The 23,512-nt window shown below is 48.6% G+C and carries 26 protein-coding genes and 1 pseudogene; 10 read left to right on the top strand and 17 right to left on the bottom strand.

The annotated features are described in order from the left end of the window. Positions 1 to 63 precede the first annotated feature (63 nt). Genes EAO38_RS00245 through EAO38_RS00240 form a run of 3 tightly spaced genes read left to right on the top strand, consistent with a single transcriptional unit; the run spans position 64 to position 2,404 of the window. Positions 64 to 1,254 carry a COG3014 family protein gene (locus EAO38_RS00245; RefSeq protein WP_235852431.1) on the top strand — a complete coding sequence of 397 codons (1,191 nt, stop codon included), beginning with the start codon at positions 64 to 66 and terminating at the stop codon, positions 1,252 to 1,254. Next, entirely contained in the window at positions 1,251 to 1,433 is a 183-nt protein-coding gene (locus EAO38_RS09055; RefSeq protein ID WP_235852430.1) for a hypothetical protein, read from the top strand. The genes EAO38_RS00245 and EAO38_RS09055 overlap by 4 nt, the downstream gene beginning before the upstream one ends. A 41-nt stretch (positions 1,434 to 1,474) precedes the next feature. Continuing rightward, entirely contained in the window at positions 1,475 to 2,404 is a 930-nt protein-coding gene (locus EAO38_RS00240; RefSeq protein WP_121020257.1) for an LPP20 family lipoprotein, read from the top strand. Positions 2,405 to 2,653: 249 nt separating this feature from the next. Here the strand turns inward: EAO38_RS00240 and EAO38_RS09295 are convergent, their stop codons facing one another. Next, the gene (locus EAO38_RS09295; protein ID WP_268877800.1) at positions 2,654 to 2,779 is read right to left on the bottom strand and encodes a hypothetical protein; all 126 of its coding nucleotides are present in this window, start codon (positions 2,777 to 2,779) and stop codon (positions 2,654 to 2,656) included. A gap of 500 nt (positions 2,780 to 3,279) precedes the next feature. Then, on the bottom strand, positions 3,280 to 4,086 hold the full coding sequence (locus tag EAO38_RS00230) for a glycosyltransferase family 2 protein (protein ID WP_121020255.1): 807 nt from the start codon (positions 4,084 to 4,086) through the stop codon (positions 3,280 to 3,282). A 70-nt stretch (positions 4,087 to 4,156) separates the two neighbouring features. On the opposite strand from EAO38_RS00230, the gene EAO38_RS00225 reads away from it, so the two are divergent. The 7 genes and pseudogenes from EAO38_RS00225 (at position 4,157) to prpB (ending at position 12,803) form a co-directional block, all read left to right on the top strand. After that, entirely contained in the window at positions 4,157 to 5,821 is a 1,665-nt protein-coding gene (locus EAO38_RS00225) for a 30S ribosomal protein S1 (protein ID WP_121020254.1), read from the top strand. 68 nt (positions 5,822 to 5,889) lie between these two features. Then, entirely contained in the window at positions 5,890 to 6,309 is a 420-nt protein-coding gene (locus EAO38_RS00220; protein WP_162982637.1) for a hypothetical protein, read from the top strand. A gap of 8 nt (positions 6,310 to 6,317) precedes the next feature. Continuing rightward, positions 6,318 to 7,895, top strand: coding sequence for a phosphoglycerate dehydrogenase (serA, locus tag EAO38_RS00215; protein ID WP_121020252.1), 1,578 nt, complete (start codon positions 6,318 to 6,320; stop codon positions 7,893 to 7,895). A 2-nt stretch (positions 7,896 to 7,897) separates the two neighbouring features. Further along, positions 7,898 to 9,727 (top strand): menaquinone biosynthesis decarboxylase, encoded by a 1,830-nt coding sequence (locus EAO38_RS00210; protein WP_121020324.1) that lies wholly within the window; start codon positions 7,898 to 7,900, stop codon positions 9,725 to 9,727. Between the two features lie 9 nt (positions 9,728 to 9,736). Beyond that, the gene (locus EAO38_RS00205) at positions 9,737 to 10,411 is read left to right on the top strand and encodes a YggS family pyridoxal phosphate-dependent enzyme (protein ID WP_121020251.1); all 675 of its coding nucleotides are present in this window, start codon (positions 9,737 to 9,739) and stop codon (positions 10,409 to 10,411) included. Between the two features lie 44 nt (positions 10,412 to 10,455). Next, the gene (gene prpD / locus EAO38_RS00200) at positions 10,456 to 11,922 is read left to right on the top strand and encodes a 2-methylcitrate dehydratase (protein WP_121020250.1); all 1,467 of its coding nucleotides are present in this window, start codon (positions 10,456 to 10,458) and stop codon (positions 11,920 to 11,922) included. Positions 11,923 to 11,931: 9 nt separating this feature from the next. After that, positions 11,932 to 12,803 (top strand): annotated as a pseudogene (gene prpB, locus EAO38_RS00195) (methylisocitrate lyase). Here prpB and EAO38_RS00190 read toward each other — a convergent pair. The 15 genes from EAO38_RS00190 to rplO form a co-directional block, all read right to left on the bottom strand. Then, positions 12,800 to 13,975: a hypothetical protein gene (locus tag EAO38_RS00190; protein ID WP_205588307.1), complete on the bottom strand. Its 1,176-nt coding sequence runs from the start codon at positions 13,973 to 13,975 to the stop codon at positions 12,800 to 12,802. The pseudogene prpB and the gene EAO38_RS00190 overlap by 4 nt on opposite strands. Positions 13,976 to 13,993: 18 nt before the next feature. Beyond that, entirely contained in the window at positions 13,994 to 14,407 is a 414-nt protein-coding gene (locus EAO38_RS00185) for a CoA-binding protein (RefSeq protein ID WP_121020248.1), read from the bottom strand. Further along, on the bottom strand, positions 14,388 to 15,326 hold the full coding sequence (locus EAO38_RS00180; RefSeq protein ID WP_328588077.1) for a DMT family transporter: 939 nt from the start codon (positions 15,324 to 15,326) through the stop codon (positions 14,388 to 14,390). The genes EAO38_RS00185 and EAO38_RS00180 overlap by 20 nt, the downstream gene beginning before the upstream one ends. Before the next feature lie 139 nt (positions 15,327 to 15,465). Beyond that, entirely contained in the window at positions 15,466 to 16,470 is a 1,005-nt protein-coding gene (locus tag EAO38_RS00175; RefSeq protein WP_121020246.1) for a formamidase, read from the bottom strand. A gap of 110 nt (positions 16,471 to 16,580) precedes the next feature. Beyond that, positions 16,581 to 17,723: a YbfB/YjiJ family MFS transporter gene (locus EAO38_RS00170; RefSeq protein ID WP_205588313.1), complete on the bottom strand. Its 1,143-nt coding sequence runs from the start codon at positions 17,721 to 17,723 to the stop codon at positions 16,581 to 16,583. 193 nt (positions 17,724 to 17,916) lie between these two features. Beyond that, positions 17,917 to 18,267 carry a 50S ribosomal protein L17 gene (gene rplQ / locus EAO38_RS00165; protein ID WP_121020244.1) on the bottom strand — a complete coding sequence of 117 codons (351 nt, stop codon included), beginning with the start codon at positions 18,265 to 18,267 and terminating at the stop codon, positions 17,917 to 17,919. Continuing rightward, positions 18,267 to 19,277: a DNA-directed RNA polymerase subunit alpha gene (locus EAO38_RS00160; protein ID WP_121020243.1), complete on the bottom strand. Its 1,011-nt coding sequence runs from the start codon at positions 19,275 to 19,277 to the stop codon at positions 18,267 to 18,269. Before EAO38_RS00160 ends, rplQ begins: the two co-directional genes overlap by 1 nt. Positions 19,278 to 19,288: 11 nt before the next feature. Beyond that, positions 19,289 to 19,915, bottom strand: a complete 627-nt coding sequence (gene rpsD, locus EAO38_RS00155; RefSeq protein ID WP_121020242.1) for a 30S ribosomal protein S4 — start codon at positions 19,913 to 19,915, stop codon at positions 19,289 to 19,291. Positions 19,916 to 19,924: 9 nt separating this feature from the next. Then, positions 19,925 to 20,317 carry a 30S ribosomal protein S11 gene (gene rpsK, locus EAO38_RS00150; RefSeq protein WP_121020241.1) on the bottom strand — a complete coding sequence of 131 codons (393 nt, stop codon included), beginning with the start codon at positions 20,315 to 20,317 and terminating at the stop codon, positions 19,925 to 19,927. Between the two features lie 9 nt (positions 20,318 to 20,326). Next, positions 20,327 to 20,689 carry a 30S ribosomal protein S13 gene (gene rpsM / locus EAO38_RS00145; protein WP_121020240.1) on the bottom strand — a complete coding sequence of 121 codons (363 nt, stop codon included), beginning with the start codon at positions 20,687 to 20,689 and terminating at the stop codon, positions 20,327 to 20,329. Positions 20,690 to 20,691: 2 nt separating this feature from the next. Next, a complete protein-coding gene (rpmJ, locus tag EAO38_RS00140) occupies positions 20,692 to 20,805 on the bottom strand; it encodes a 50S ribosomal protein L36 (protein ID WP_013469758.1) in 114 nt (37 codons plus the stop codon). Between the two features lie 61 nt (positions 20,806 to 20,866). Next, positions 20,867 to 21,085, bottom strand: coding sequence for a translation initiation factor IF-1 (gene infA / locus EAO38_RS00135; protein WP_104752187.1), 219 nt, complete (start codon positions 21,083 to 21,085; stop codon positions 20,867 to 20,869). After that, positions 21,085 to 21,846, bottom strand: coding sequence for a type I methionyl aminopeptidase (gene map / locus EAO38_RS00130; RefSeq protein ID WP_121020239.1), 762 nt, complete (start codon positions 21,844 to 21,846; stop codon positions 21,085 to 21,087). The genes infA and map overlap by 1 nt, the downstream gene beginning before the upstream one ends. After that, positions 21,846 to 23,105 carry a preprotein translocase subunit SecY gene (gene secY / locus EAO38_RS00125; RefSeq protein WP_121020238.1) on the bottom strand — a complete coding sequence of 420 codons (1,260 nt, stop codon included), beginning with the start codon at positions 23,103 to 23,105 and terminating at the stop codon, positions 21,846 to 21,848. The genes map and secY overlap by 1 nt, the downstream gene beginning before the upstream one ends. Further along, positions 23,105 to 23,509: a 50S ribosomal protein L15 gene (rplO, locus tag EAO38_RS00120; protein ID WP_121020237.1), complete on the bottom strand. Its 405-nt coding sequence runs from the start codon at positions 23,507 to 23,509 to the stop codon at positions 23,105 to 23,107. Before rplO ends, secY begins: the two co-directional genes overlap by 1 nt. Between the last annotated feature and the right edge of the window lie 3 nt (positions 23,510 to 23,512).

Here is a 23,512-nt window from a genome sequence, read left to right as displayed (position 1 = left end):
GCGGACTTGACCTTAACATAATATTGCTTATGCTTTGTTAAAATAGCCAACAAGGAGAGAGAGTTGAAGACGCAATATTATACCTACTTGATTTTTTTACTTTTATTTTTTGTGGGTTGTACCGGGCATCGTTCAGAATTTGCACGCTTTGATCGTGCCTATTACTCCCCCCTTGGCATGCAAAATGCTTATTTGTTTTCTACACAAATGAGCCTGAAAGATCATAAGGATGGATCTTTATGGGAATTGCAAAGGGGGGTGAGCGCGTTGATGTTGGGGCAATATCAAGATTCCCTCATTGCGCTCGATGCGGCTGAAGCCCAATTTGACCACCATATCAACCTTTTCAATAAATCCTTAAGCAATGTGGGCGCGGTCCTGGTTAATGATAATGTCAAGACCTATGTAGGGAGCATCTATGAAAGCGTGTTGATGAATTATTACAAGGCGATGGATTATTTGCTCATCGGCGACCCTAATAACGCGCGCGTAGAGTTTAACCGCGCCAATGATCGGCAGAGGCGTGCTAAAGAGTTTTACCACAAGCAGATTCAAAAGGCCATTGAAAACATGCATCAAAGAGGTTCTTCTAGGTTGAGCCCAGCAGATTCGGATTCTAAGGTGCAGGAGGTACTAGGAGAGGATTATTCTAATTTGGATCGTTTCAGTGCTTATACTGATTTGATCAACCCGGCCGTGTCCTATCTCTCTGGACTCTTCTTTGCGCTAGATAACGACCGCTCTAAGGGCATAGACTATCTCAAAGAGGCCTATGGAATCAGCCACGTCATCACCATTGGCGAAGATTTGCTCTTTTTCCAACATCCTTCTTCTCAAAAATTCACTTGGGTATTTCTTGAAGATGGCAAGCAAGCCACCAAACAGGAATTTAAAATCACCCTCCCTCTCCCGCTACCTGAGGGGATGTACACCGCAAGTTTGGCCTTGCCCCAGCTGGTGGACGGGGTGGACTTCCATACCAATTTTAGCCTAAATACTGCCCATCAACAAAACAAATTTGAGGAATTAGTGTTATTAGATGATCTCATTGCCAATGAATTTAAAAAACAACTCCCCTACATCATCACGCGCGCTATCACCTCAACAGTATTAAAAGTGGGTTTAGAGGCTATTTCTAATCAATACCTGGGGGTTTTAGGGGGGTTGTTCTCTTCGCTCTATGCTGCGGTGAGTACTTCTGCAGATATCCGCTCCCCTAGCATCTTTCCGCATAGGATCTACACCGCGCGGTGAGCAATGCCCCTAATGAACGCGTACGTGTGCTAGCCGATGGGCAGGATATTTACGATTTTACGCTCTTGTCCTGCCAAGCTGCTGTGCCCCTATCCCCTAATACCTTTTGCGCCAACAAGCACAATATTATTTACATTAGGAGCTTTGGTTACTCCAGCGTGGTAAAAGTTTTATGGTAGTTAAGATTTTATGTTAGAATAGCCCTTTTGAAGGAGAAATCATGTTTGCTAGATGTCTGTTGTCCTTAGCCATTGTTCCTTGGTTTTTACAGGCTGCTCCCCATGCCCCGCATTGGTATCAAAACTTCAAGGGCGACCCCGCGTATTTCTATGGCAATGGTGCGGGGGAGAGTAAGGAGATTGCCAAACAAAAGGCCCTCAATGATCTAGCCAGCGGGATTGTGGTGAGTGTGTCTTCTATCACCACCCGTCAGACCACGCGAGACAATAACACCTTAGACAAGCGCTCTAGCCAGAATATCCGCCTTGTTGTGGATTCTATGAAATTTGTCAATGTCAAGACGGACAAACAGGAATGCACACACCATACTTGCTACACCCGTCTTAAGCTCAACAAAAACATGTTTTTAAACATCTTGGCCAAGCGCTATCATAATCTTTATGAAACCCTAAGCGCTTTGCACCCCCAAGAGGGCTGTAAGGGCATTTTCTTAAAAGAGGTACAGAAATTACAAACCACCCTCGCTAAAGCCATGCCCTTGCAAGAAATTTTAAACGCCTATGGACGGGGTGTGGCTTCTTTGACCCCCTATCAAGAGCTTGTCAAGGAAAACAGCCCCCACCCCAAAGCAAATCTCATCTACGCGCCCGGCTCCGATTCAGAAATTTCTGACGCGCTCACCGGGCAATACGCGCGCTTTATCCAGCAATCTGATGATCCGGGCTTGTACCGCATTGAAAATAAAATCTATGAGAGTACGGCAAATGGCTTGTTCCATATTGGGCTCAATCTCAATATCAGGGATTGTCAGGGCAATATTGTCTATTCTAAAAGCTTGTATGCCGATCAACCCGATCGCAGTGCCGCCATTGAGCGTATCAAAGCCCAAGCCTTCAAACAATTACGCAATTACCAGCAAGGCGTGGGCGCGGGTACAGCTGATGTTAATAACAACAAGATTGACTTTTAAGTCTTCCAAACTTGGATGACTCCCTGGATGATCTCTTGAAACAAGGGACCGTCTGGCATAGCCATAGAGACAAGCTTAAGCAAGAGTTCTCCCAGCTCACCAGCCCAGCACTCCGCTAATCACCTGGCTTATGAGTGTTATGAGAGCTAGGAGCGGTAAAAAATATCTCCATGGAAGCCATTTATCGGGCTGCAATCTAAAGAGAACGATCACGATCAAAGCCAAGCTCGCGATCCCCAATGCAATAAGCTACTGCTCCCACCACAACCAATGGCGTATTTTAGAAAAGTGGCTTACGAACACATAGTCCACATTCAGGGTTACAATAAACAAAAGGGCATGGATGTATTGCTTGGCTTTCAGGCTCAGATTCATGGTCTCTCCTTTCATTTAGGCTCGGCGCAGTGTTGCGCCAAATCAGCTCACCAGCCCAATGCCCCGTTAATCACCACGATTATGGGGGCTATAAGGACAATTAGTAATAGCGTGGGTTTCCATGGGAGCCACTTATCGGGGGGGGATATTTTAAAAAAATCCAATGGTATAGTGAACGCCCACACCATTCCAAATAGGATCAGCATGTGCTCCCACCACAACCAATGGCGTACCTCAGAAAAGTGCTTTACGAACGACCCGATCACACCCAATGCTACAATAAACCAAATGGCATAGAGATACTGCTTGGTTTTCGGGCTAAGTTTCATGCCTTCTCCTTCTCTCTTTAGTCTCAGCAGGGCGTTACTAACTAAGTATAATGCCCCCCAACTCCTTTACAATTTTATAAATAGCCTCTTCATTGTATCTTAAAATAAATAAATATTAACTTAAAATAGGGCGTATCTTGAAGTCAAAACGCTTGCCTTTAAAGTTTAAGTTTAACGCCAAGTAATCTTGCGCTCTTGCAGGGTTTGCAAATAGAGCGCGTGGTTAGCCTCCAAACTAGCACGGCTATTTTCTTCATGGTAAATGTGGTAAGCGAGCGCGCAGAAGCGCAAGCGTTTCATCACCCCCGCATTGAAGAGAAAACGCGCCACAAACTCGCTATCTTCTCTGCCCCAGCCGATGAAATGTTCATTAAACCCCTCAATGGCTAAAAAATCCGCCTTGCTAAAACTCATGTTCGCACTCCTTACCCCCTTGAGCAAGGCGCGGGGTTGACAAGTGCGCACGCTAGGCAAGTAACACAATCTTGCCAAAGCGAGCGCGCGCTGGTTTTTCAAGGCGCGTTTGGCATAGGCTAGCGTGAAATCTTGGCGATCTAAAAGATTTTGGCTTTCTTGGGCATTGAGAATCAAGCGCCCCCCTTGCAACAAAGTCTTAGGGCGTGCAAAGAGCAGATGATCGTAAATGAAATAAGGGTGTAGAATCATATCCGTATCAATGAGGATAATGTAATCTCCGCTTGCCTGCATGATGGCATTGTTGCGGCTTTTGGCGGCGCGAAAGCCTAAATCTTCTTGCCAAACATGTAAGAGGGGCATGGCTTCTTGTGCAAATTTAGGCATATAGTTTTCAATCAAGGCGCGGGTTTTGGGTGTACTCCCATCGTCTGCAATCAAGACTTCATGGGGTTTATAAGCTAGATGGAGTACAGAATCCAACACGAGGGCTAAACGCGCCTCTTGGTTGTAGGTGGTGATCACTAGAGAAATGGCACTAAAATGGGTGTGCACAAAGGGCATGGGTGGTCTTTTTGGTAATTATAAGTAAACAAAGGCTACAATAGCCTGAATGTTAATTGGAAGGTTGTGGATGAAGCAAGAGTTGGAATCTTTGGACGAATCTGAAGTGTTCAAGCAATACATGGACACCATGGATAAGGAGGACGATGCAGAACAAAAGGGCATGGTTAAAGAAGGCGTGATTGTTTCTATCAACGAAGCGGAGAATTACGCCATGGTGAGCGTGGGGGGCAAAACCGAGGGGCGGCTCTCTTTAGATGAAATTAGGGACACACAGGGGGCCTTGCTCTTTGGGGTGGAGAGTCCCATTCGCGTCTATGTGTCTCAGAAAGGCGAACGCCCTAGCGTCTCTTACAAGCGCGCCATTGTGTATGACAAGGTGCAAGCAAAGATCGCCCAGCTAGGAGCGGATTACAAAGACAAGGTGGTTGAAGGAAGAGTGGTGCGCGAGAACAAGGGGGGGTATGTTCTTGCAGATAAAGAGGGCGCAGAATACTTCCTCTCTAAATCTCAATCCTCCTTGCGGCGCGATAGCAAGCACATTGGCAAGCACATTAAAGCGTGTATCACCTCCATCGATCCGGAGGCAGGCTCCATTAGCGTGTCTAGAAAGCGTTTTTTTGATGTACACGACAAACAACAGCATGAGGGTGCTAAGAAGCTCATGGAGTCTCAAGCGGTGCGTAAAGGCGTTGTGAAGAGCATTACGGGCTTTGGGGTGTTTGTAGAGGTGGATGGAGTGGAGGGCTTGGTGCATTATAGCGAGATCACACACCGCGGATCGGCTAACCCGGCCAAGCATTTCAAAGAGGGCGATGAGGTGCAAGTCAAGGCAATCGCTTATGATGAGGAGAAAAAGCGCCTTTCTCTCTCCATCAAAGCCACTATGGAGGACCCATGGGAGGAGATTCAAAGCAAGTTAAAAGTGGGCTATGCGATCAAGGTCGTGGTGAGCAGCATTGAGAGTTACGGGGTGTTTGTGGATATTGGCAATGACATTGAGGGCTTTTTGCACATCTCTGAAATCTCTTGGAACAAAGATGTCAAACACCCCCAAGACTATTTAGAATTGGATCAAGAAATTGATGTCAAGATCATTGAAATTGACAGCAAAAACCGCCGTTTACGCGTTTCGCTCAAACAGCTTTCAGACAAGCCTTTTAACGAATTTGTCTCCAAACACAGGGTGGGGGATTTGGTAGAGGGCAAGGTGGTGAGCCTAACCGATTTTGGGGTTTTTATCAATTTAGGCGGTGTGGATGGGCTCTTGCACAATAAAGATGCCTTTTGGGAATCCGATCAAAAGTGCAGGGATCATTTCAAGATGGGCGATGTGGTGCAAACTAAAATCGCGCGTATCAATAAGGAAGAGGAAAAGATCTCCTTAGAGATGAAGTTCAAACAACCCTCGCCCCTAGAGGTCTTTGCCCAACAGCATAAAATCGGCGACACCATTCAGGGGAGCGTGGTGAGCATTAAGGATTTCGGGGTATTCGTGCGGGTGAACAACATTGATGTTTTGATCAAAAATGAAGACCTATCCCCGCTCAAAAAAGAAGAAGTGGCCATGGGGCAGGAGATCACTAGCGTACTGGTGTCTTTGGATAAGACCACCCACAAGGCGCGCGCTTCCGTGCGCCGACTCGAGCACAAAAAAGAGCGCGAGCAACTGCAAGCATTCAATGCTGGGAGAGATAAGATCACCCTGGGAGACAAACTTGCTGGTAAATTCTAGTCTCGCTAATGAAAAAAAAGCGTTTAAAGCGTTTTAGACTACTCGTTCCCTTAGGAGTTATAGGGTTGGTGGCATTTGCAGTGCTGGGGGTGGGCTATAAGTTTTATATCACCCATATCAAGCCTCCGCCTCCCCCCCACCATCTCAGTGGCAGTCTAGACCTGTCGACTCCTCTCACCAAACCGCACCCTCCTGAAAAACTCACCCCTGGTATCCTAGAGTCTAAGGATTTTGATTACCCCATCTTAGAACGGCGCGTTACTTTGGAGTTTCGAGAGCGCCATCAAGTGCAGAAATTATTTGTCCGCAATTTGGACGCGTATAAGTTCTTCTGTTTGCATGAAATTTTAAAAGAAAAGCGCATTGATTTTGCCACCGATAAAAAGGGGCGCACAACAACCTTAATCATCTATCTGCCTAATTCGCCTGTGCGCCAAGCCTTTTTAGACGACCTGCGTTATTATCAGATCCCCTACCAATTCAATTAAGGAAGACCATGCCCCAAGTTGTCATCTGCGATCCCATCCACTCTGCCGGGGTGGCTCTGCTCCATGCCCAAACAGATTTAGAAGTTTTGGATCATTCTAGCACCCCCAAAAACGCGCTACCCCACGCGCTCAAAAACGCCCATGCGCTCATCACGCGGAGCATGACCCCCATTGATGCGCCCATGCTCGAGCATGCCCATCAACTCAAAGCCATTGTACGCGCAGGGGTGGGTGTGGATAATGTCCATATCGATCTGTGTTCTAAAAAGGGGATTGTGGTGATGAATGTCCCCACAGCCAACACCATCGCAGCCGTAGAACTCACTATGGCGCATTTGCTCAACGCCGTGCGCCGTTTCCCTAGCGCGAACGCCCAACTCAAATCAGAGAGACTTTGGAAGCGTGAGGATTGGTATGGCACAGAGCTCAAGGGGAAAAAGTTAGGGATCATTGGCTTTGGCAATATCGGCTCGCGTGTGGGGGTGCGCGCGCGCGCCTTTGGCATGGAGGTGATCGCTTACGATCCCTATATCCACAAATCCAAAGCCACAGATTTAGGCGCGCATTACACCACAGACTTTAATGAGATTTTGGCATGCGATTGTATCACCATCCACACCCCTAAGAATGCAGAGACCCTTAATATCATTGACGCGCCCCAAATCGCCAAAATGAAAGAGGGGGTGATTCTCATCAACTGCGCGCGCGGGGGGCTTTACAATGAAAAGGCGCTTTTAGAGGCGTTGCGTTCTAAGAAAGTGCGTTGGTTGGGGCTAGATGTCTTTAGCAAAGAACCTAGCATAGCAAACCCTTTGCTAGATTTAGAGAATGTCTATGTAACCCCCCATATCGGGGCTAACACCCTAGAATCTCAAGAGCAGATCGCCCTAGAAGCGGCTAAGGCGGTGATTCAATCCCTAAAAGGGAGCGCATACCCTAACGCGCTCAATCTCTCTATTAAAGCGCACATGCCTACTTATGCTAAGACCTATTTACAACTGACGCAAAAACTAGGTTTTTTCTCTGCCCAAATCAATAAGGACGCGATTGGGGCGCTCGAACTCATTGTGGCTGGACCTGTGCGCGAATACGCCGACTCTTTGCTCACCTTTGCCCTTTTAGGATTGCTCAAGCCCACCCTAGGCGATCAGATCAACGAAGTCAACGCGCGCTTTGTCGCTCAAGAGCGCAAAATTGCTATCAGCACACGCGCTTTAGACAACGCCACCCCCTACACCAACGCGATCACCCTCCAGCTCACCACGCGCACCCAAACCACCCAAGTGAGCGGGACTATCTTTGCCAACGACTTGCTCAAGATCACCAATATTAACGGCTTTGAAATGGACATTAAACCCCAAGGCAATATGATTTTATTCAAAAACACCGATGTGCCCGGGGTGGTGGGCAATGTGGGGCAGACTTTGGGCAAACATGGGATCAATATCGCAGATTTCAGATTGGGGCGCAATGACAAGCAAGAGGCTTTAGCGGTGATCTTAGTGGACGCGCCTATTAGCACCGACATCTTGCGCGCGCTCCAGCAAATCCCCCATTGTTTGCACGCCTGCTTGGTCTGTATTTAAAAGTGCGTACTTTTCTTGTCCAGCTAGAAAGCTTAGGGGAGCTACAAACCCTAGATACCCCTTTAGACATCTATTTAGAGATCCCTCATCTTGCCTATTTAGAGGCAAAAAAACCAAAGGGGGGCAAAGCCCTTTTGTGTACAAAACCCATGGATGGCAAGCGCCACCAATCCTTTAACATGCCCGTGTTGATCAACCTCTTTGGTTCTTCTAGGCGTATGGAGCTCATCTTAGGCAAGCCCATTGAGGCTTGTTCTGCCCAGTTAGAGGCTCTATTGCGCGTACAAAAACCCAAGAGTCTCAAAGAAATTTGGCATGCCCTCAAAATGCTAAAAACCCTCTCTCATCTTGTCCCCAAAATCAGCCATAAACCCACCGACCACATTGAGCACACCGGCGATCAAGTCAATCTCTACGACCTGCCCATTCTCACCACTTGGGAGAGGGATGCCGCCCCCTTTATCACAATGGGGCAGGTTTACACCCAAAGCTTGGATGGGGCGCATAAAAACTTGGGGCTATATCGTTTGCAAGTCTATGACAAGAATCATTTGGGCTTGCATTGGCAAATCCACAAAGATGGCAATCACTTCTTCCACGCTTACAAACAAGCGGGGCGCAAAATGCCCGTGAGTGTTGTCATTGGGGGCGATCCGCTCTATACTTGGTGTGGGCAAGCGCCCATGCCACATGGCATGTTCGAACTTTGGCTCTATGGTTTGCTTAGGGGCAAACGCCCTGTTTTAACGCGTTCGCGCACCAATCCTATTTGTGTGCCCCGCGATGGGGATATTATTCTTGAGGGCTGGGTAGACCCTGAACACATGCGCCTAGAAGGTCCTTTTGGGGATCACACGGGTTTTTACACCCCACAAGAGCCCTACCCTCTCTTAGAGGTGGGCGCGTTGCGCATCAGACCCAATCCCATTTATCTAGCCTGTGTGGTGGGCAAACCCCCCTTAGAAGACAAGTATATGGGGTATTTGACCGAACGGCTTTTTTTACCCCTCATTCAAAAAAGCGCCTATGGACTTTTAGATTATCACATGCCTGAAAATGGGGTCTTTCACAATCTGATTTTAGCCCAGATCGCGCCCAGTTACCCCGCGCATGCCAGCCAAATCATGCACCACTTTTGGGGCACGGGGCAGATGAGCTTTGTCAAACATGCCATTTTTGTAGGACCTGATGCCCCCAGCTTGCAAGACTACCCCGCCATTTTCACGCATATTTTAAACCACTTTGATCCCCATAAACTGCTCTTAAGCGAGGGCGTGTGCGATGCGCTCGATCATGCCAGCCCCAGCTTTGCCTTTGGGGGGAAATTGGGCATTGACGCCACCACGCCCAGCTCTAAAACCCCTTGTGTGTTAGAAGACGCGCTTTTATTAGCCCGCATACAAGAGGTGTTGCCCGAAGCGTTGATCTTAAAACAATATGGCACGCACACCGCTAACCCCCTCTGTGTGGTGGGGGTGCAAAAGGCTTTGCGCCCCTTATTGGGCGCGCTAAGTGGGCTTGAAGACTTGCAAAGCGCGCTGAGTATTATGATCTTTGTGGACGCGTCCAAAAACGACCTCAACAACGCCTACATGTTGCTTTGGCGTATCGCCAATAATTTAGACGCCAAGCGCGATCTCAAAGTAGAGAATGGGCTAGTCTTTTTAGACGCGACAGATAAGGGCGCGCTAGAGGGGCACACCAGGGAGTGGCCCCTAGAAACCGATTGCAATTTAGAGGTCTTGCAAAAATTATCCACTCTAGGGCTTATCCCCCCCCTAGACGATCCGCTTTACAAACGCTATCATATTCACAACTCCCCTAGCACTTAAAGGACAGATATGGACTTTGCCAAACGCCTAGATCACCTCATCAAGCGCATTGAAAAAGCCCGTTTGAGCTATAACCGCCACCATATTGTACAACTCATTGCCGTGTCTAAATACGCCACCGCTGAACAAGTACGCGCCCTTTATGCGTGCGGGCAACGCGCTTTTGCAGAGAACAAAGTACAGGACTTGCAAGCAAAATTCAACACCCTACAAGCCCTGCCCCTAGAGTGGCACATGCTAGGCAATTTGCAACGCAATAAAATTAACAAACTCTTAGCCCTCAAACCTTTCTTATTCCACGCCCTAGACTCCCTAGAGCTCGCCCAAGCCATAGAAGCGCGCAGCATAAGCACCCTTAATGCGCTCTTGCAGGTCAATATTTCTAAAGAGAGCGCTAAAAGCGGGGTGATCCCAGAACAAGCCCTAGAAATATACACCCATATTAGCCAAACCTGCCCGCATATTCGTCTCAAGGGCATGATGGTCATCGGTCCCACTCCCCCCCCCACCCCCAGCCACCACCACACCCAAGCTCTAGAGCGCGCCTTTGGGCAAGCTAAGGATCTGTTTGACACCCTGCCCCAAGCCTCCATTCTCTCTATGGGCATGAGTGCGGATTTTGAATGCGCGATCGCCTATGGGGCAAATATGGTACGCATCGGGCATGCGCTTTTTGCGGGTTAAGATTCCTAGATTATAATCTCATCATTTCAACATTAAGGACACACATGGCTCATATGGGAACTTTGCAAACTACTAGACCTGAATTTGACACATTGCTCTCTAGTATCGCGCGCTATGTGGTGGATCATGAGATCACTTCTGAATTAGCCTACCAAACCGCTAGATTGTGCTTGATTGACTCCATTGGTTGCGCCCTGCTCTCTTTAAAACACCCAGAGTGTACAAAATTACTAGGACCTAGTGTACCCGGGGCACAGCTGCGCCCACTGGGCACGAAAATCCCGGGCACCACTTATCAACTTGAGCCTGTCCGCGCGGCGTTTAACATCGGTTGCATGGTGCGTTGGCTAGATTTTAACGACACATGGCTAGCTGCTGAATGGGGACACCCCTCAGACAATCTAGGGGCAATCTGGGGCTTGGGGGATTATTTGAGCCGGGATAGGCGCGCTAAGGGGCAAAAACCCTTACAAGTCAAGCAGATTCTCACTGCCATGATCAAAGCCCATGAGATTCAAGGCGTTCTAGCCCTAGAGAATTGTTTTAACATAGAGGGCTTAGATCATGTCTTATTGGTGCGCATTGCCAGCACAGCGGTGGGTGCAGGGTTGCTAGGGGGGAGTTTTGAAGAAGTGCGCAATGGGGTTTCTAACGCCTTTGTGGACGGGGGGAGTTTGCGCTGTTATCGCCACGCGCCCAACACGGGTTCTAGAAAATCATGGGCGGCTGGGGATGCCAGCGCTAGAGGTGTGGATCTAGCCCTTAAAGCGCTCAGTGGAGAAATGGGCTACCCTTCAGCGTTGAGCGCGCAGTATTGGGGTTATCAAGATGTCTTTATGAAGAGTCAGCAAGAAAGGGGCGAGGTCTTGCACATCCCCCAAGAATTTTCTAGTTATGTGATGGAGAATGTGCTCTTTAAGCTCTCTTTCCCAGCAGAATTCCACGCCCAAACCGCGGTAGAATGCGCGATCAAATTGCATGCAGAAGTAAAAGACAGATTAGAAGACATCGCCAAGATTGAGATCACCACCCAAGAATCCGGACACCGCATTATCAATAAAGAAGGGGAGTTGCACAATTACGCCGATCGCGATCACTGCATCCAATACATGGTCGCTTACGCGCTCATTTATGGGGATCTAAACGAGCACGCCTACAGCGATGCGAGCGCTGCGGACCCGCGCATCGATGCTTTAAGAGCGCTCAGTGAAGTTGCAGTAGATGATCGCTACACCCGCGAATACCTAGACCCTAGCAAACGCTCCATCGCCAACGCGTTGCAGGTGTTCTTTAAAGACGGCACAAAAACCCAGAAACTAGAAGTCCATTACCCCATCGGGCACAGGTTCAGACGCGAAGAGGGGTTGCCCCTGCTCTATCAAAAATTCAAACAGGCTTTAAGAGAGGTGTATGCCCTCAAACGCGCTAGTCAGATTGAAGAGATTGTCTTTCATGAAAACGCGTTATTGCAAATGGATTTTGACACCTTTAGCGACCTCTTTGCTTTCTAGGAGGCGTGCATGAGTGCAGGAGAGAGATTTAGACAGGCATTAGTGGAGCGCGCGCCCTTGCAGATCGTGGGCACGATCAACGCTTATCAAGCTCTGCAGGCAAGCAAAATCGGGCATAGGGCTTTGTATTTGTCTGGGGCGGGGGTGGCAAACGCGTCCTATGGCTTGCCGGATTTGGGCATTACAGGCTTAGAAGAAGTGTGTATAGATGTACGGCGTATCTGTGCGGTCTGTGATACCCCCTTGATTGTGGACGCGGATACGGGCTTTGGGCACGCGCTCAACATTGCTAGAACCATCACCCAGCTCATTAAAAGCGGGGCGGCCGGGGCGCATTTAGAAGATCAGGTGAGCGCAAAACGCTGTGGACACCGCCCCAACAAGGCATGTGTACCCACCCAAGAGATGTGCGATCGCCTGCAGGCAGCCCACCAAGCTAGAAAACTAGACCCGCATTTTTACTTGATCGCGCGTACGGATGCGCGCGCCCAAGAAGGGCTAGAATCTGCCATGCCCGCGCGCAGGCGTATGTACAAGCGGGCGCGGATGCGATCTTTGCGGAGGCTTTGCAGAGTTTAGAAGAATACCGCGCGTTCGTTGAGGCTGTGAGCGTGCCCATCTTAGCCAATATCACCGAATTTGGGCGCACCCCCCTATTCACCCTTGAGGAGCTCAAAAGTGTGGGGGTGTCTATGGCACTTTACCCCTTAAGCGCGTTCAGAGCGATGAATAAAGCGGCGTTAGAGGTGTATATAGACATCAAAGAAAGGGGCACGCAAAGGGATCAAATTGCGCGCATGCAAACTAGAGAAGAACTCTATGAAGTGTTGGATTATTACAGCTATGAAGCCCAAATAGACGCGCTAATGCGCAAAAACTAGGGCTTGTACACGAGATTATAGCTAGCGACAATTTTGCGGTTATAGGTGATGTTGATGTCCCCGGGTTTGTCGCTCTCTAACAAAAAGACCTTCCCCCCCTCTTGAATGCCATAGAAACGCAGCCGTAACGCCATCTTAGGCGCGAAGGTGTGCAGGGCGTGTACGCCCCGGGCTTGCAGGGCTGAGGCGAGTTCTTTGGCGATGTAGTGGGTGCGCACAAAGGGATTATACCCCCCCCACAAGTACACACTTTCTAAAAGCAAAGTACCAAAGACAAGGCTGTAGCGAATCCGATAATGGGTGCGAAAAAGGGGGAGGTGTACGCGGATACTAGAGAGCGCGTGTTTGAGCAAGATAGGTATGCCCAACACGCCATAGGCTAGAAATTGCGGGCTGATTTCTTGGCGTAGGGATAAGAGCAGGGGCAGGCAAAAGCCCACCGCGCCCACCATACCCACCAAGCTATCCTGTTGGCGCGCCTTGATCACTTGCGCATAGAGCGCATAGGGGTAATAGAGGCATAAACAGGGAGAATAGAGTACAAACATCACAAAAAGCGTTTCTAAAAAAAAGCCCTGGGGCATCCCAGAGACGGGTTTAAAATAGAGTACATTGAACATCAAAGCCACGCCCAACAAGCTAGTTTTGAGGCGGTGTTTGTGCTTGAGCGCGTATAAGAAAAGGGCGGTGAGCAAGACCATACAGCTTGGATCAAAGAGGGCAAGCAGGGGGATTAGCGCGTAAAAGACACGCGTGTGGAATAAGAGCATGCTAGAGAGGGCTAGGGTGAAGAGCAAGCTCACCTTACCCAAGAGGATCGCACCCAGTTGCACGCCCGGGAGCAGCGCGAAGGTGAGCGCGCTGAGGAGCGGATCATAGGGTTTTTTGGGTTGGAGCTTGAGGCTGAGTTTGTAAAGCAAGATGAGATTGAGCGCGTGCAAAAGCAAACTGGGCAGACGCAAAGCCAAATCATGGGGGAGGGATTTGCCCAACACCCCCACCAAATCGCGCAACGCCCCCAACAAAAGAGCGTCCAGCCAAAAGCTAGGCGTGCTAAAATAGAGCAGGGCTTCTTTATAGCTAATAGAAATCTCTAAACTCTTCACCACCCCTAGTGTCAAACTCACCACCACCAACAAGCCTAAAAGACGGCTATAAAGGGGGCTGGGCACACTGGAGGGGAGAATTGCTTAACCTTGTGCTCTGTGGTGTTCTATGAGGGCGCAATGATCTTGGACCACCCCTATGCCATGCTCTTGCAATAACTGAGTGGCTTGGGCGTTTTGAACGCCTAATTGCATCCAAAAGAGTTTGGGGAGGGGTGTAAGGCTCAAAAACTCTTGGGCTAAGGGCATGATCGCTGCAGATTTTCTAAAGACAATCACCCCATCTAGGGGGTGGGCACGGTGCGCCTCTTGGAGGGTAACATAAACGGCTTGACCTAAAATGGGCGCATCCACTTTGGGGTAAATGGGCACAATGCGATAGCCCTGCGCTTGCAGGTACGCCCCGACCTTGTGGCTGTCCTTATGCGGGTCAGGGCTCAAGCCCACAATGCCTAGAACATGGCATTCTAAAAGCAAGTTAAGAGTTTGTCGATTCATATTTTGCCTTTGTTTTGGTTTTGCTCTCTAGCACGATGAGCACTCCAGAGAGCACGATAAGCCCCATGCCCAAGATTTGCAAAAAATGCAAAGGGGGGTCGCCCAAGAGCATACCAAAGAGCACCGCCCATAACAAGCGGGTGTAATCCACGGGTGAGATGAGTCCGGCTGGGGCGATCATATAGGCTTTGGTGATAAAGCACTGCCCCAACGCCCCGCTTAAACCCGTGCCTATTAAAAGCCACAAATCCCAACGCCACCACATCCCCTCAAAACGCAAGGGGTGGTAGCCTGAGGCAAAGGGGGGGATGTCAAAACACATCAGAGCTAGACTCATCAGCGTTAAAGACACCGAAAACACCACGATCACAAACCCCCCATCGTAATACTCCTTGAGTTTATTCAAACTCACATAGGCACAAGACATCATCAACCCGCTTAAAATCCCTGAAACCACCAATCCCCAAGAGAGCCCACTGGTGTGCGGGTTAGCCACAAAACCCACCCCCAAGATCCCCAAGAGTGCAGAGAGCACCAATTGCCAAGTGATGCGCTCTTTAAGTACCCACCACGCGATGAAAATGGCATAAATGGGTCCACTTTGACTAAAGGCGATCGCGCTGCCCAGATCCATGTGCGCGATATTGTAAAAGATCAAGATCATGCCCATCTGCCCCACAAACACCCTAGAAATCAAAAGAGCGAGCCCTCCGGGTTTGTGCGCTCTAAAAGAAAAGGGTTTGATGTAGTAAAGCCCCCATAGAAAAAAGAGCATGAAAAAGGAGCGATAAAAGATATTCTCTAGGGGTGAGTAGTAAGAACCTAGCATCTTGATGAGCGCGTTGAGCAAACCAAAACTCAACGCCCCCAAAGCCATGTAAAACACCCCCAAGCGCACATTTAAATCTCTCTGTTCCACAACGCGCAAAAGCACTCTCCAAAGAATAGCCCCCCATGCTAGCATGGATTGATAAACACACTCCCGTATTCAAAAACTCATGGTATTTAGATGAAAGCACCCCTACAAGGGGTGAACCCCTCCTTAACCCCCCTAAACCCTATTTGCCAAAACGCCCGCCGGTGGTGGGATAGCCATAGATGGAGCCATCTTTGATTTTCATGTGATCTTCCCAGGGCAATTTGTACTTGCCTGCGGCCAAATCTTTGATGTAGGTCAAGCCCGCATCGCTTTCTCCGCCTGGTTTAGCCACATAACCGCGGTGTCCCAAATTGTAGATATTGTTCTCCAAGCCCCAGCTCAAGCGGGCGTTGTCCGCCATTTTGGGGTAGATTTCCCCTGTTACAATTTCCCATGGGTTGCGATGTCCTTGCACAAGGGTGGTGCCATCAAAGTTGCAGATTTGCCCCTCTCCAAAATAGTAAAAGACATTGTCATAACCGGCCAAGTTCACGCTCACGGTGTACATCAAATTGTGCCACGCGTTGGAGCGGTTGGTCAAAATCCATTGATCATTCACTTGAGTACTATAGCCTGAGATGCGGATGTAAACATTGCATCCTTTATAAGCGGCTTCGCGCGCGAGCTCAGGGATCATGCCGTCATGGCAGATACAGACCGCCAATTTAGAGCCTCCAGGGCCTTCACACACGGGCATGCCCAAATCGCCTGGATACCAAGGTTCAATTGGATTCCAAGGAAACAATTTACGATATTTTAAAACAATCTCACCCTTAGGGTTGATAATGATCGCGGTGTTGTAGGGGTTTTTATTGGGATCGGGGTTGCGCTCCATCACAGAAAACACCCCAAAAACCCCCGCTTTTTTACACGCATCAGCATACATTTGCGTTTCTTTACCCGGGACATCTAGCAGAAACTCTTCGCTCAACCACTTGGCGGTATTAAGACCTTGCGTGCTGTATTCGGGGAAAATGATGAGCTCCACGCCCGGATAGCCTGCTTTGGTGGCATGCAAGGTTCTAATGATGCTCTCAATGTTCTTGTCAATGTCGGCACGACTATTGACTACAGGCACGGGGAATTGAATCGCCGCGACCAAAAATCCCTCAATGGGTTTACCCATACTTCCAATGCTACCCATAAAAAACTCCTTACTAGCAAAATGAGCGGTCAAAGCCGCTTGCAGGATACTAAAAAATCTGCTTTAATAAAGGGTAAATAACCTAAGAGCTAAGAATTTGAGAGAATCGCTTAAGACACCCTCTGAAAAACAGTCTTAGGGATGGGGAGTAAAACAAGATAGCTTATAAAAAGCGCGATTCCACACAGAAGGAACATGAAATAAAAGCTCAGATGCCCTAGAGCGAAGGTAAAAATAAAAGAGAAAAGGGCTTGGAAAATCCCAAAACTCATCGTAACGAGGCTAGAAGCCTGCACGAAATGCGCCTTGCCCATGATGTGAAAAGCCATCGTACTTGTGAGGGTTAAATTCCCCGTTGTGCCAAAGCCCATCAGAAAAATAGAGATGTCCAGCCAAAAGAGATGGGTAGAAAAAGCTGCGATAACGCAAGAGAGGGTTTTTAGCAATAGCACAACAATGGAAGCGTTTTTCAAACCCATCCATTGGGCTAGCGAAGCGCTTAAAATCGTGCCCAAAGCCGCTCCAAAGCCAAAAAATGCCCATGACGCGCCTGCACTTGTATTGCTAAAATGTAAAAAACGCACCAAGTAATCCACCCAAAAGAGGGTATGGGGCAAATAGCCAATAGCGTTGAGTATTACAGAAATCAAGAGCAATATGAAAAAGTAGGGGGTTTTGGCTACTTTTTCTCTTTTAGCGACCGGTTTTGGGGGATAGAGTGTCCTTAAAGAGGTGCTAGAGACCAAAAAGGCTAACAAACTAATCCCCCCTAGAAAAAGCCACGCCCAATCAATTGCATGGGCAAAATGCGGGAGAACAAACCCGCTAAAGACCACCCCCACCCCAATTCCACTAAAGATCAAACCACTCACCAGCGAGCGGGATCGCTCGCGTACAAAAGAGAGACACAAAGGCGCAGACAACACCATCAAACACGCCGAAGCAATGCCCGCCAAAAAGCGCCATGTCCACGCCCATATAAAGGGCAAAGAATCAAAGAAACACGCAAAGAAGCTTAGAGCCACCACCAAGAAACTGATCTTGGCGATGCTCTCTAGAGAGAGATACTTCTGCAGAATATTGAGGGCGACACTCCCAAAGATATAGCCCACCATCACCGCAATGCCCAACTGGATACTTTGGGCTTCGCTGAGTTTGCCTGAGAGGATCAGCAAGGGGATTAATACTACATACCCAAAGCGCGCCAAACCATTGGCCACAAAAGTCGCTAAAAAACAAGCGAAAATACGCACTCTCATCACACAGCCCCAACCTTTCTAACATCTCATTTTGATACAAAATTGCGATTATGTTAGCATGAAAACTCGTTAGAATGTGTTTAAACAGAGAATCTTACGAAAACTAAAAAAATGGGAAAAAGAACTTCAAACAAAGTGCACGCACCACAAACCCCCTCAAGATTAAGGGGGCTTTTAGGCTAGAGCGTCAGACAAAGGCGATAAAAGCCAGTACAGAAGCATCGCCCTTTCTGATCGCGCTTCTGTGAATGCGGGTGTAACCCCCCTTGCGTGTGGCATATTTGGGGGCTAATTCTGTCACCAGTTTATGGGTCGCCTGCTTGTTTTGCAGGTACGCAAACACATGGCGGTGGGCGTTAAAATCCCCCTTTCTAGCCACACTTACGAGCTTTTCTACATAGGATTGCAATTCCTTAGCTTTAAACACGCCCGTTTCGATTTTTTCATGCTCAATTAGAGAGATGGCAAGATTTTTAAGCAAGGCCTTTCGGTGCGCGCTCGTCCTGCCCAATTTTCTAAAGCGATTCTTGTGCCGCATTAATGCTCCTCATTCTTTAATTTTTCCAATCTTGCCTGCAAAGAAGTCTTGAAATCTACAGAGAGTTCAGAGCCCACAGGATACCCCAACCCCTCTAATTTTTCAGCGATCTCATCATAGGACTTCTTGCCCAAATTCTTGATATTTTTGAGCTCATACGCGCCCATGAGCACCAACTCGCCCACATACTTAAGCCCGATTTTATCCAAGCAATTAAAACAACGCGCGCTCAAATTCAAGCTCTCGATCTCCATCACAAGGTCTCTCTCTAAGCCCTCTTCTAAATGGGTGTTCCCCTTGCAATCAGCGATATTGGTGTTGAAGATATGCATTTGGGCGTTCATGGTCTTGATGGCATCTTGAAAGGCCTTTTGGGGGTCGATCTGCCCATCGCTCTCGATCTCAAAGATGAGCTTTTCAAAATTAGGATTGCCATCTACAAGCATGTTTTCAATGTTGTAAACCACTCTTTTAACGGGGGTAAAATAGGCATCTAAGGGGATATAGTCGCTAGAGATATAGCCCCGAATGCTCTCAGAAGGCACATAGCCCATACCCTTTTGTACGATGAGGGAGAATTCCAAATTCACATCTTCGTTGATAGTGGCCAAGTAGGCATCGTGATCGATCACGCTGATTTCTTCATTTTCTAAATCCCGTCCGCTCAATTTGGCTGGCCCCTTAAAGGTGTATTGCACCATGACCTGATCGTTTTGGGCGTTGTCAAGATTTTTACCCACTAGGCGGATGTTTTTAAGATTGGCGATGAACAAAGCCACATCCTCAGAAACCCCGCGCAACGAATCAAATTCATGGGCAACCCCCTCGATCTTGATTCCAATGGGCGCATATCCCACAGAACTCAAGAGCAAGAGTCGTCTTAGCGGATGGGCTAGGGTGATGGCATAGCCCGCCTCAAAGGCAGAGACATACACTTTAATCTGTCTGTCGCTGATCCTCTCTATGCTGATATGCATAGGCGCTTGTGGCGCCACTTTAATGACTTTCATGCTAGCACCTACTATTTAGAATAGAGTTCCACAATCAATCTCTCTTCAAGGGGCAAACTTACTTCGTCTCTTTCAGGATAGCGCGTAAAAATCCCAAACTTCTTATCCTTGTCCACATCAATCCAGGGCACAACCCCCACTTGATTGGTGAGCTCTACCGCCCGTGTGATCTGGGGGTTTTCCTTGCTTTTTTCCCTCACTTCAATTTTTTGCCCGCTTTTGATAAAGGCAGAGGGGATGTCCATGCGCTTGCCATCCACTAAAATATGCCCGTGGGTTACCAACTGGCGCGCAAAACTCCTAGTGGTCGCAAAACCCATACGATAGACCACATTATCTAAACGCCTCTCAAGCAGGCGTACCAAATTTTCCCCCGTATTGCCCTCCATGCGGTTGGCTTCCCTAAAGATGGAGCGAAATTGTTTCTCTGAAATGCCATACATCGCTTTGGCCTTTTGCTTTTCGCGCAACTGCAAGCCATAATCTGAAATTTTTCCGCGTCTTTGCCCGTGTTGCCCCGGACCATAGGCGCGTTTGTCTAGCGCGCTCTTGCCACTCAAACGCCTCTCTCCCTTGAGCCCTAAAGAAATCCCAAAACGGCGTTCTAATTTCTCTACTGCGCCTCTATATCTTGCCATGTCTGCTCCTTATACGCGTCTTCTTTTAGGGGGTCGGCAACCATTGTGGGGCAGGGGTGTGATGTCCTTGATCCAAAGCACTTTGATCCCCTCAATGCTCCCCACGCTTTTAATGGCGGTTTCGCGCCCGCTCCCAGGCCCTTGCACCTTGATCCCCACTTCTTTAACCCCGTGCTCTTTGGCTTTGCTCATCGCGCTCTCTACGGCTTGCTGGGCGGCATAGGGGGTGGATTTCTTAGACCCCCTAAAGCCCAAACCCCCAGCAGTTGCCCAGCAAATCACATTGCCCATCTCGTCTGTAACGGTGATATTGGTGTTGTTGAAAGAGGCGGCGATGTAGACCACGCCCCTAGCGATATTCTTCTTGACAATTTTCTTTTTAATACCGGTTCGTTTTGCCATGCGCTCTCCTTACTTGCTGCCCACGGTTTTCTTCTTGCCCTTGCGGGTGCGCGCGTTGTTTTTGGTGGTTTGTCCGCGCACGGGCAAGCCCTTGCGATGGCGGATACCCCGATAACTCCCCAAATCTATCAACGCCTTAATATCCATTTGGACTTTTTTGCGTAGATCCCCCTCTACGACATAGTTTGCCTGAATCTCCTTAGTGATGCTAGAGATCTCATCTTCGCTGAGTTCGTGCACGCGTTTATCCAAAGAGATCCCCACCTTGTGCAAAATATCCCTAGAGCTCTTCAAACCCACGCCATAGATATAGGTGAGGGCATACTCCATGCGTTTTTTCTTGGGTAAATCTACCCCTGCGATCCTTGCCATGTCTATCCTTGTCTTTGTTTGTGTTTGGGAGTGGTGCAGATCACGCGAATCACGCCGCGCCTCTTAATAACCTTGCACTTATCACACATTTTCTTTACAGAGGGTCTAACTTTCATGTTCTCTCCTTGTCTTAAGCAAAACCTCTATTCTAACCATCTTGGGTTAGAAATAACTTAATCACTTGTAGCGGAAGGTGATTCGCCCCTTGTCCAAGCTATAGGGGGTGAGCTCCAAGCGCACCCGATCCCCCAACGCGATACGGATGTAGTGCATGCGCATTTTGCCCGAAATGCGACATAACACAATGTGCTTGTTGTCCAACTCTACCTTAAAGGTGGCGTTGGGCAAACATTCAATCACCTTCCCATCAACTTCTATCACATCATCTTTTGCCATCAAGCCTCCGTTAAAATTTGCGCTCTTTTGTCTACCATCGCGATGGTGTGCTCGTAATGACTGGTGCGCAAGCCATCTACAGACACCACACTCCACTTATCTGCTAAGATTCTAGGCTCACCCTGTTTTTGGCAGATCATCGGCTCTATGCAAAAAACCATGCCCTCCTTGATCTTAGGCCCGCTACTAGGTTTGCTAGAAGACTCTAGGTAATTGGGGATGGAGGGCTCTTCATGGGGTTTGCGCCCAATGCCATGCCCGCAAAATTTTTCTAAAGGTACAAAGCCCTTTTGCCTAATGAGGGTTTCTAACAACCAACTCACCTCTTTAAAGCGCATGCCCACCTCTAAGTGCGCGATCGTCTCATCCAAAGTGTCCTTAGCGCAGGCGATCAAAGAGCGATCCGCAGAAGAAATCTCTCCCACCCCTAAGGTGATGGCCGCATCCCCAAACCACCCCTGTACCTGTGCCCCCAAATCCAAACCTATAATGTCCCCGCTTTGGAGTTTGTAGTCTGTGGGGATGCCATGGATGGCCACTTCATTGAGCGAAGTACAAAGCGTGTTAGGGAAGCCATATAGCCCCTTGAAAGCGGGTTGGGCTTTGAGTTTGTGAAGATGCTCTTCAGCCAAAGCGTCTAGTTCTAGCAAGCTCATGCCCACTTGAATCCTCTCACTCAGCAAGCTAAGAGTTTGCCCCACCGCCGCGCCCGCCCGGCGCAGAGCCTCAATTTCTTTAGGGTTACGGATGGCGATCGCCATTAAAAGCCCACAGCACTCAGGGTTTTATACTTGCCCATGTAAATCTGCGCCTCGATCTTTTTCATGGTGTCAATGGCCACTTGTACCACAATGAGCACGGCGGTACCCCCAAAATAAAAGGGCACGCCCATCGCCTTGACTAAAATCCAGGGCAAAGTGGAGATAATGGCTAGGTACAAAGAACCCCAAAAGGTCAAACGACTCGCCACGCTGTTTAGAAAGTTAGAAGTACCCTCGCCCGGTCTCAAGCCCGCGATAAACCCACCATTGCGCTTGAGATTGTCCGCGATGTCTTTAGCGTTAAACACAATGGAGGAATAAAAGTAGGCAAAAAAGATGATGAGCAAGAACATCAAAATATTGTAGGCATATCCATGGGGGTTGAGAAAGTCCGCAATGGCCTGCAAGATTCTATTAGAAGAGGCCTGCAGAATGGTAGAAGGGAAAACTAAAAGCGCTGAGGCAAAAATGGGGGGAATCACCCCGCTCAAATTGAGCTTAATGGGGATGTAATTCATGATGCGCTTGTTTTGGTTTTGCAACATCACCTTGCGGGCGTAAGAAATGGGAATGCGCCGCTCTGCCAATTCTACATAGATGATCGCAAAGATAGTCGCCAAGACAATGATCACGATCCCAATCAACACTAAAATATTGATCACCCCCGTGTTCACCAAATTAAAGGTCCCTGCGATCGCTGAGGGGATGCCAGAGACAATGCCCGCAAAGATGATCAAACTAATCCCATTGCCCACGCCCCTTTGGGTGATCTGCTCGCCAATCCACATTAAAAGCATCGTACCCGTGAGCATGGAAAAGGTGGCTAGCACCAAGAAAGTTTGCATAGAAACCATGATCGCCCCATTAGCCCCATGCCCGATGGAGCGCAAGCCAAAGGAAACACTGATGGCTTGGATGATCGTAATGCCGATAGTGGCATAGCGCACAATCTGCATGTATTTTTGCATCCCATCGCGCTCTTTTTTCATCTTGGCAAGGTTTGGAAAAGTCGCGCTCAAGAGCTCCATGATAATAGAAGCCGTGATATAGGGCATGATCCCCAAAGAGATAATACTCAAGCGCGAAACCGCATTGCCACTAAACATGTTGAAGAGCCCTAGCGCGTTGCTAGAATTGCTGTCAAAAAAGGATTTGATGGCGGCTAAATCCACCCCGGGGATGGGGATGTAAGCCAACACCCTATAGAGGAATAAATATCCCAGAGTGATAAAAATTTTGGTCGCGATCGCCTTGGTCATTATTCTTGTCCGCTGGTGCGAATTCTCTCATCTTGGATTTTAGAGGCAAGGTCTTTAGCGCCCGCTCCAATGAGCTTGATTTTCTCAATGTAGGAAGGGAAAGGGTGCACTTTCTTAATGAGCTCCAAACTCAAGGTTTCTAACGCAAAGACTTCTTTGTGCTTTTCTACATTGATGGCATAAACAAGCCCCTTAGTGCGACTCCTAAAGCCCACTTTAGGCAAGCGGCGTTGCAAGGGCTGTTGCCCCCCCTCAAACCCGCGTTTTTGCTTGTAGCCTGTGCGCGCAGTCTGCCCCTTGCCCCCTCTAGTGGCCGTTTTGCCCATGCCAGAGCCCTGCCCGCGACCCACGCGTTTAATGTGTTTGACACTGCCCCTAGCGGGGTGTAAATTCTCTAGCGCCATGAA

It is taken from the genome of Helicobacter vulpis (assembly GCF_003660395.1).
In the GTDB taxonomy this organism is placed as follows: Bacteria; Campylobacterota; Campylobacteria; order Campylobacterales; family Helicobacteraceae; genus Helicobacter; species Helicobacter vulpis.
The sequence above is the reverse complement of the archived record's forward strand: the minus strand, read 5'-3'. Positions and strand labels throughout refer to the sequence as shown.

Excerpts from the sequence above, each read along its gene's own strand:
- EAO38_RS00240 (WP_121020257.1), top strand. The coding sequence starts at position 1,475 with ATGTTTGCTAGATGTCTGTTGTCCTTAGCCATTGTTCCTTGGTTTTTA.
- EAO38_RS09295 (WP_268877800.1), bottom strand. The coding sequence starts at position 2,779 with ATGAATCTGAGCCTGAAAGCCAAGCAATACATCCATGCCCTTTTGTTT.
- EAO38_RS00230 (WP_121020255.1), bottom strand. The coding sequence starts at position 4,086 with ATGCCCTTTGTGCACACCCATTTTAGTGCCATTTCTCTAGTGATCACC.
- EAO38_RS00225 (WP_121020254.1), top strand. The coding sequence starts at position 4,157 with ATGAAGCAAGAGTTGGAATCTTTGGACGAATCTGAAGTGTTCAAGCAA.
- serA (WP_121020252.1), top strand. The coding sequence starts at position 6,318 with ATGCCCCAAGTTGTCATCTGCGATCCCATCCACTCTGCCGGGGTGGCT.
- EAO38_RS00205 (WP_121020251.1), top strand. The coding sequence starts at position 9,737 with ATGGACTTTGCCAAACGCCTAGATCACCTCATCAAGCGCATTGAAAAA.
- prpD (WP_121020250.1), top strand. The coding sequence starts at position 10,456 with ATGGCTCATATGGGAACTTTGCAAACTACTAGACCTGAATTTGACACA.
- EAO38_RS00185 (WP_121020248.1), bottom strand. The coding sequence starts at position 14,407 with ATGAATCGACAAACTCTTAACTTGCTTTTAGAATGCCATGTTCTAGGC.
- EAO38_RS00175 (WP_121020246.1), bottom strand. The coding sequence starts at position 16,470 with ATGGGTAGCATTGGAAGTATGGGTAAACCCATTGAGGGATTTTTGGTC.
- rplQ (WP_121020244.1), bottom strand. The coding sequence starts at position 18,267 with ATGCGGCACAAGAATCGCTTTAGAAAATTGGGCAGGACGAGCGCGCAC.
- EAO38_RS00160 (WP_121020243.1), bottom strand. The coding sequence starts at position 19,277 with ATGAAAGTCATTAAAGTGGCGCCACAAGCGCCTATGCATATCAGCATA.
- rpsD (WP_121020242.1), bottom strand. The coding sequence starts at position 19,915 with ATGGCAAGATATAGAGGCGCAGTAGAGAAATTAGAACGCCGTTTTGGG.
- rpsK (WP_121020241.1), bottom strand. The coding sequence starts at position 20,317 with ATGGCAAAACGAACCGGTATTAAAAAGAAAATTGTCAAGAAGAATATC.
- rpsM (WP_121020240.1), bottom strand. The coding sequence starts at position 20,689 with ATGGCAAGGATCGCAGGGGTAGATTTACCCAAGAAAAAACGCATGGAG.
- rpmJ (WP_013469758.1), bottom strand. The coding sequence starts at position 20,805 with ATGAAAGTTAGACCCTCTGTAAAGAAAATGTGTGATAAGTGCAAGGTT.
- infA (WP_104752187.1), bottom strand. The coding sequence starts at position 21,085 with ATGGCAAAAGATGATGTGATAGAAGTTGATGGGAAGGTGATTGAATGT.
- map (WP_121020239.1), bottom strand. The coding sequence starts at position 21,846 with ATGGCGATCGCCATCCGTAACCCTAAAGAAATTGAGGCTCTGCGCCGG.
- secY (WP_121020238.1), bottom strand. The coding sequence starts at position 23,105 with ATGACCAAGGCGATCGCGACCAAAATTTTTATCACTCTGGGATATTTA.
- rplO (WP_121020237.1), bottom strand. The coding sequence starts at position 23,509 with ATGGCGCTAGAGAATTTACACCCCGCTAGGGGCAGTGTCAAACACATT.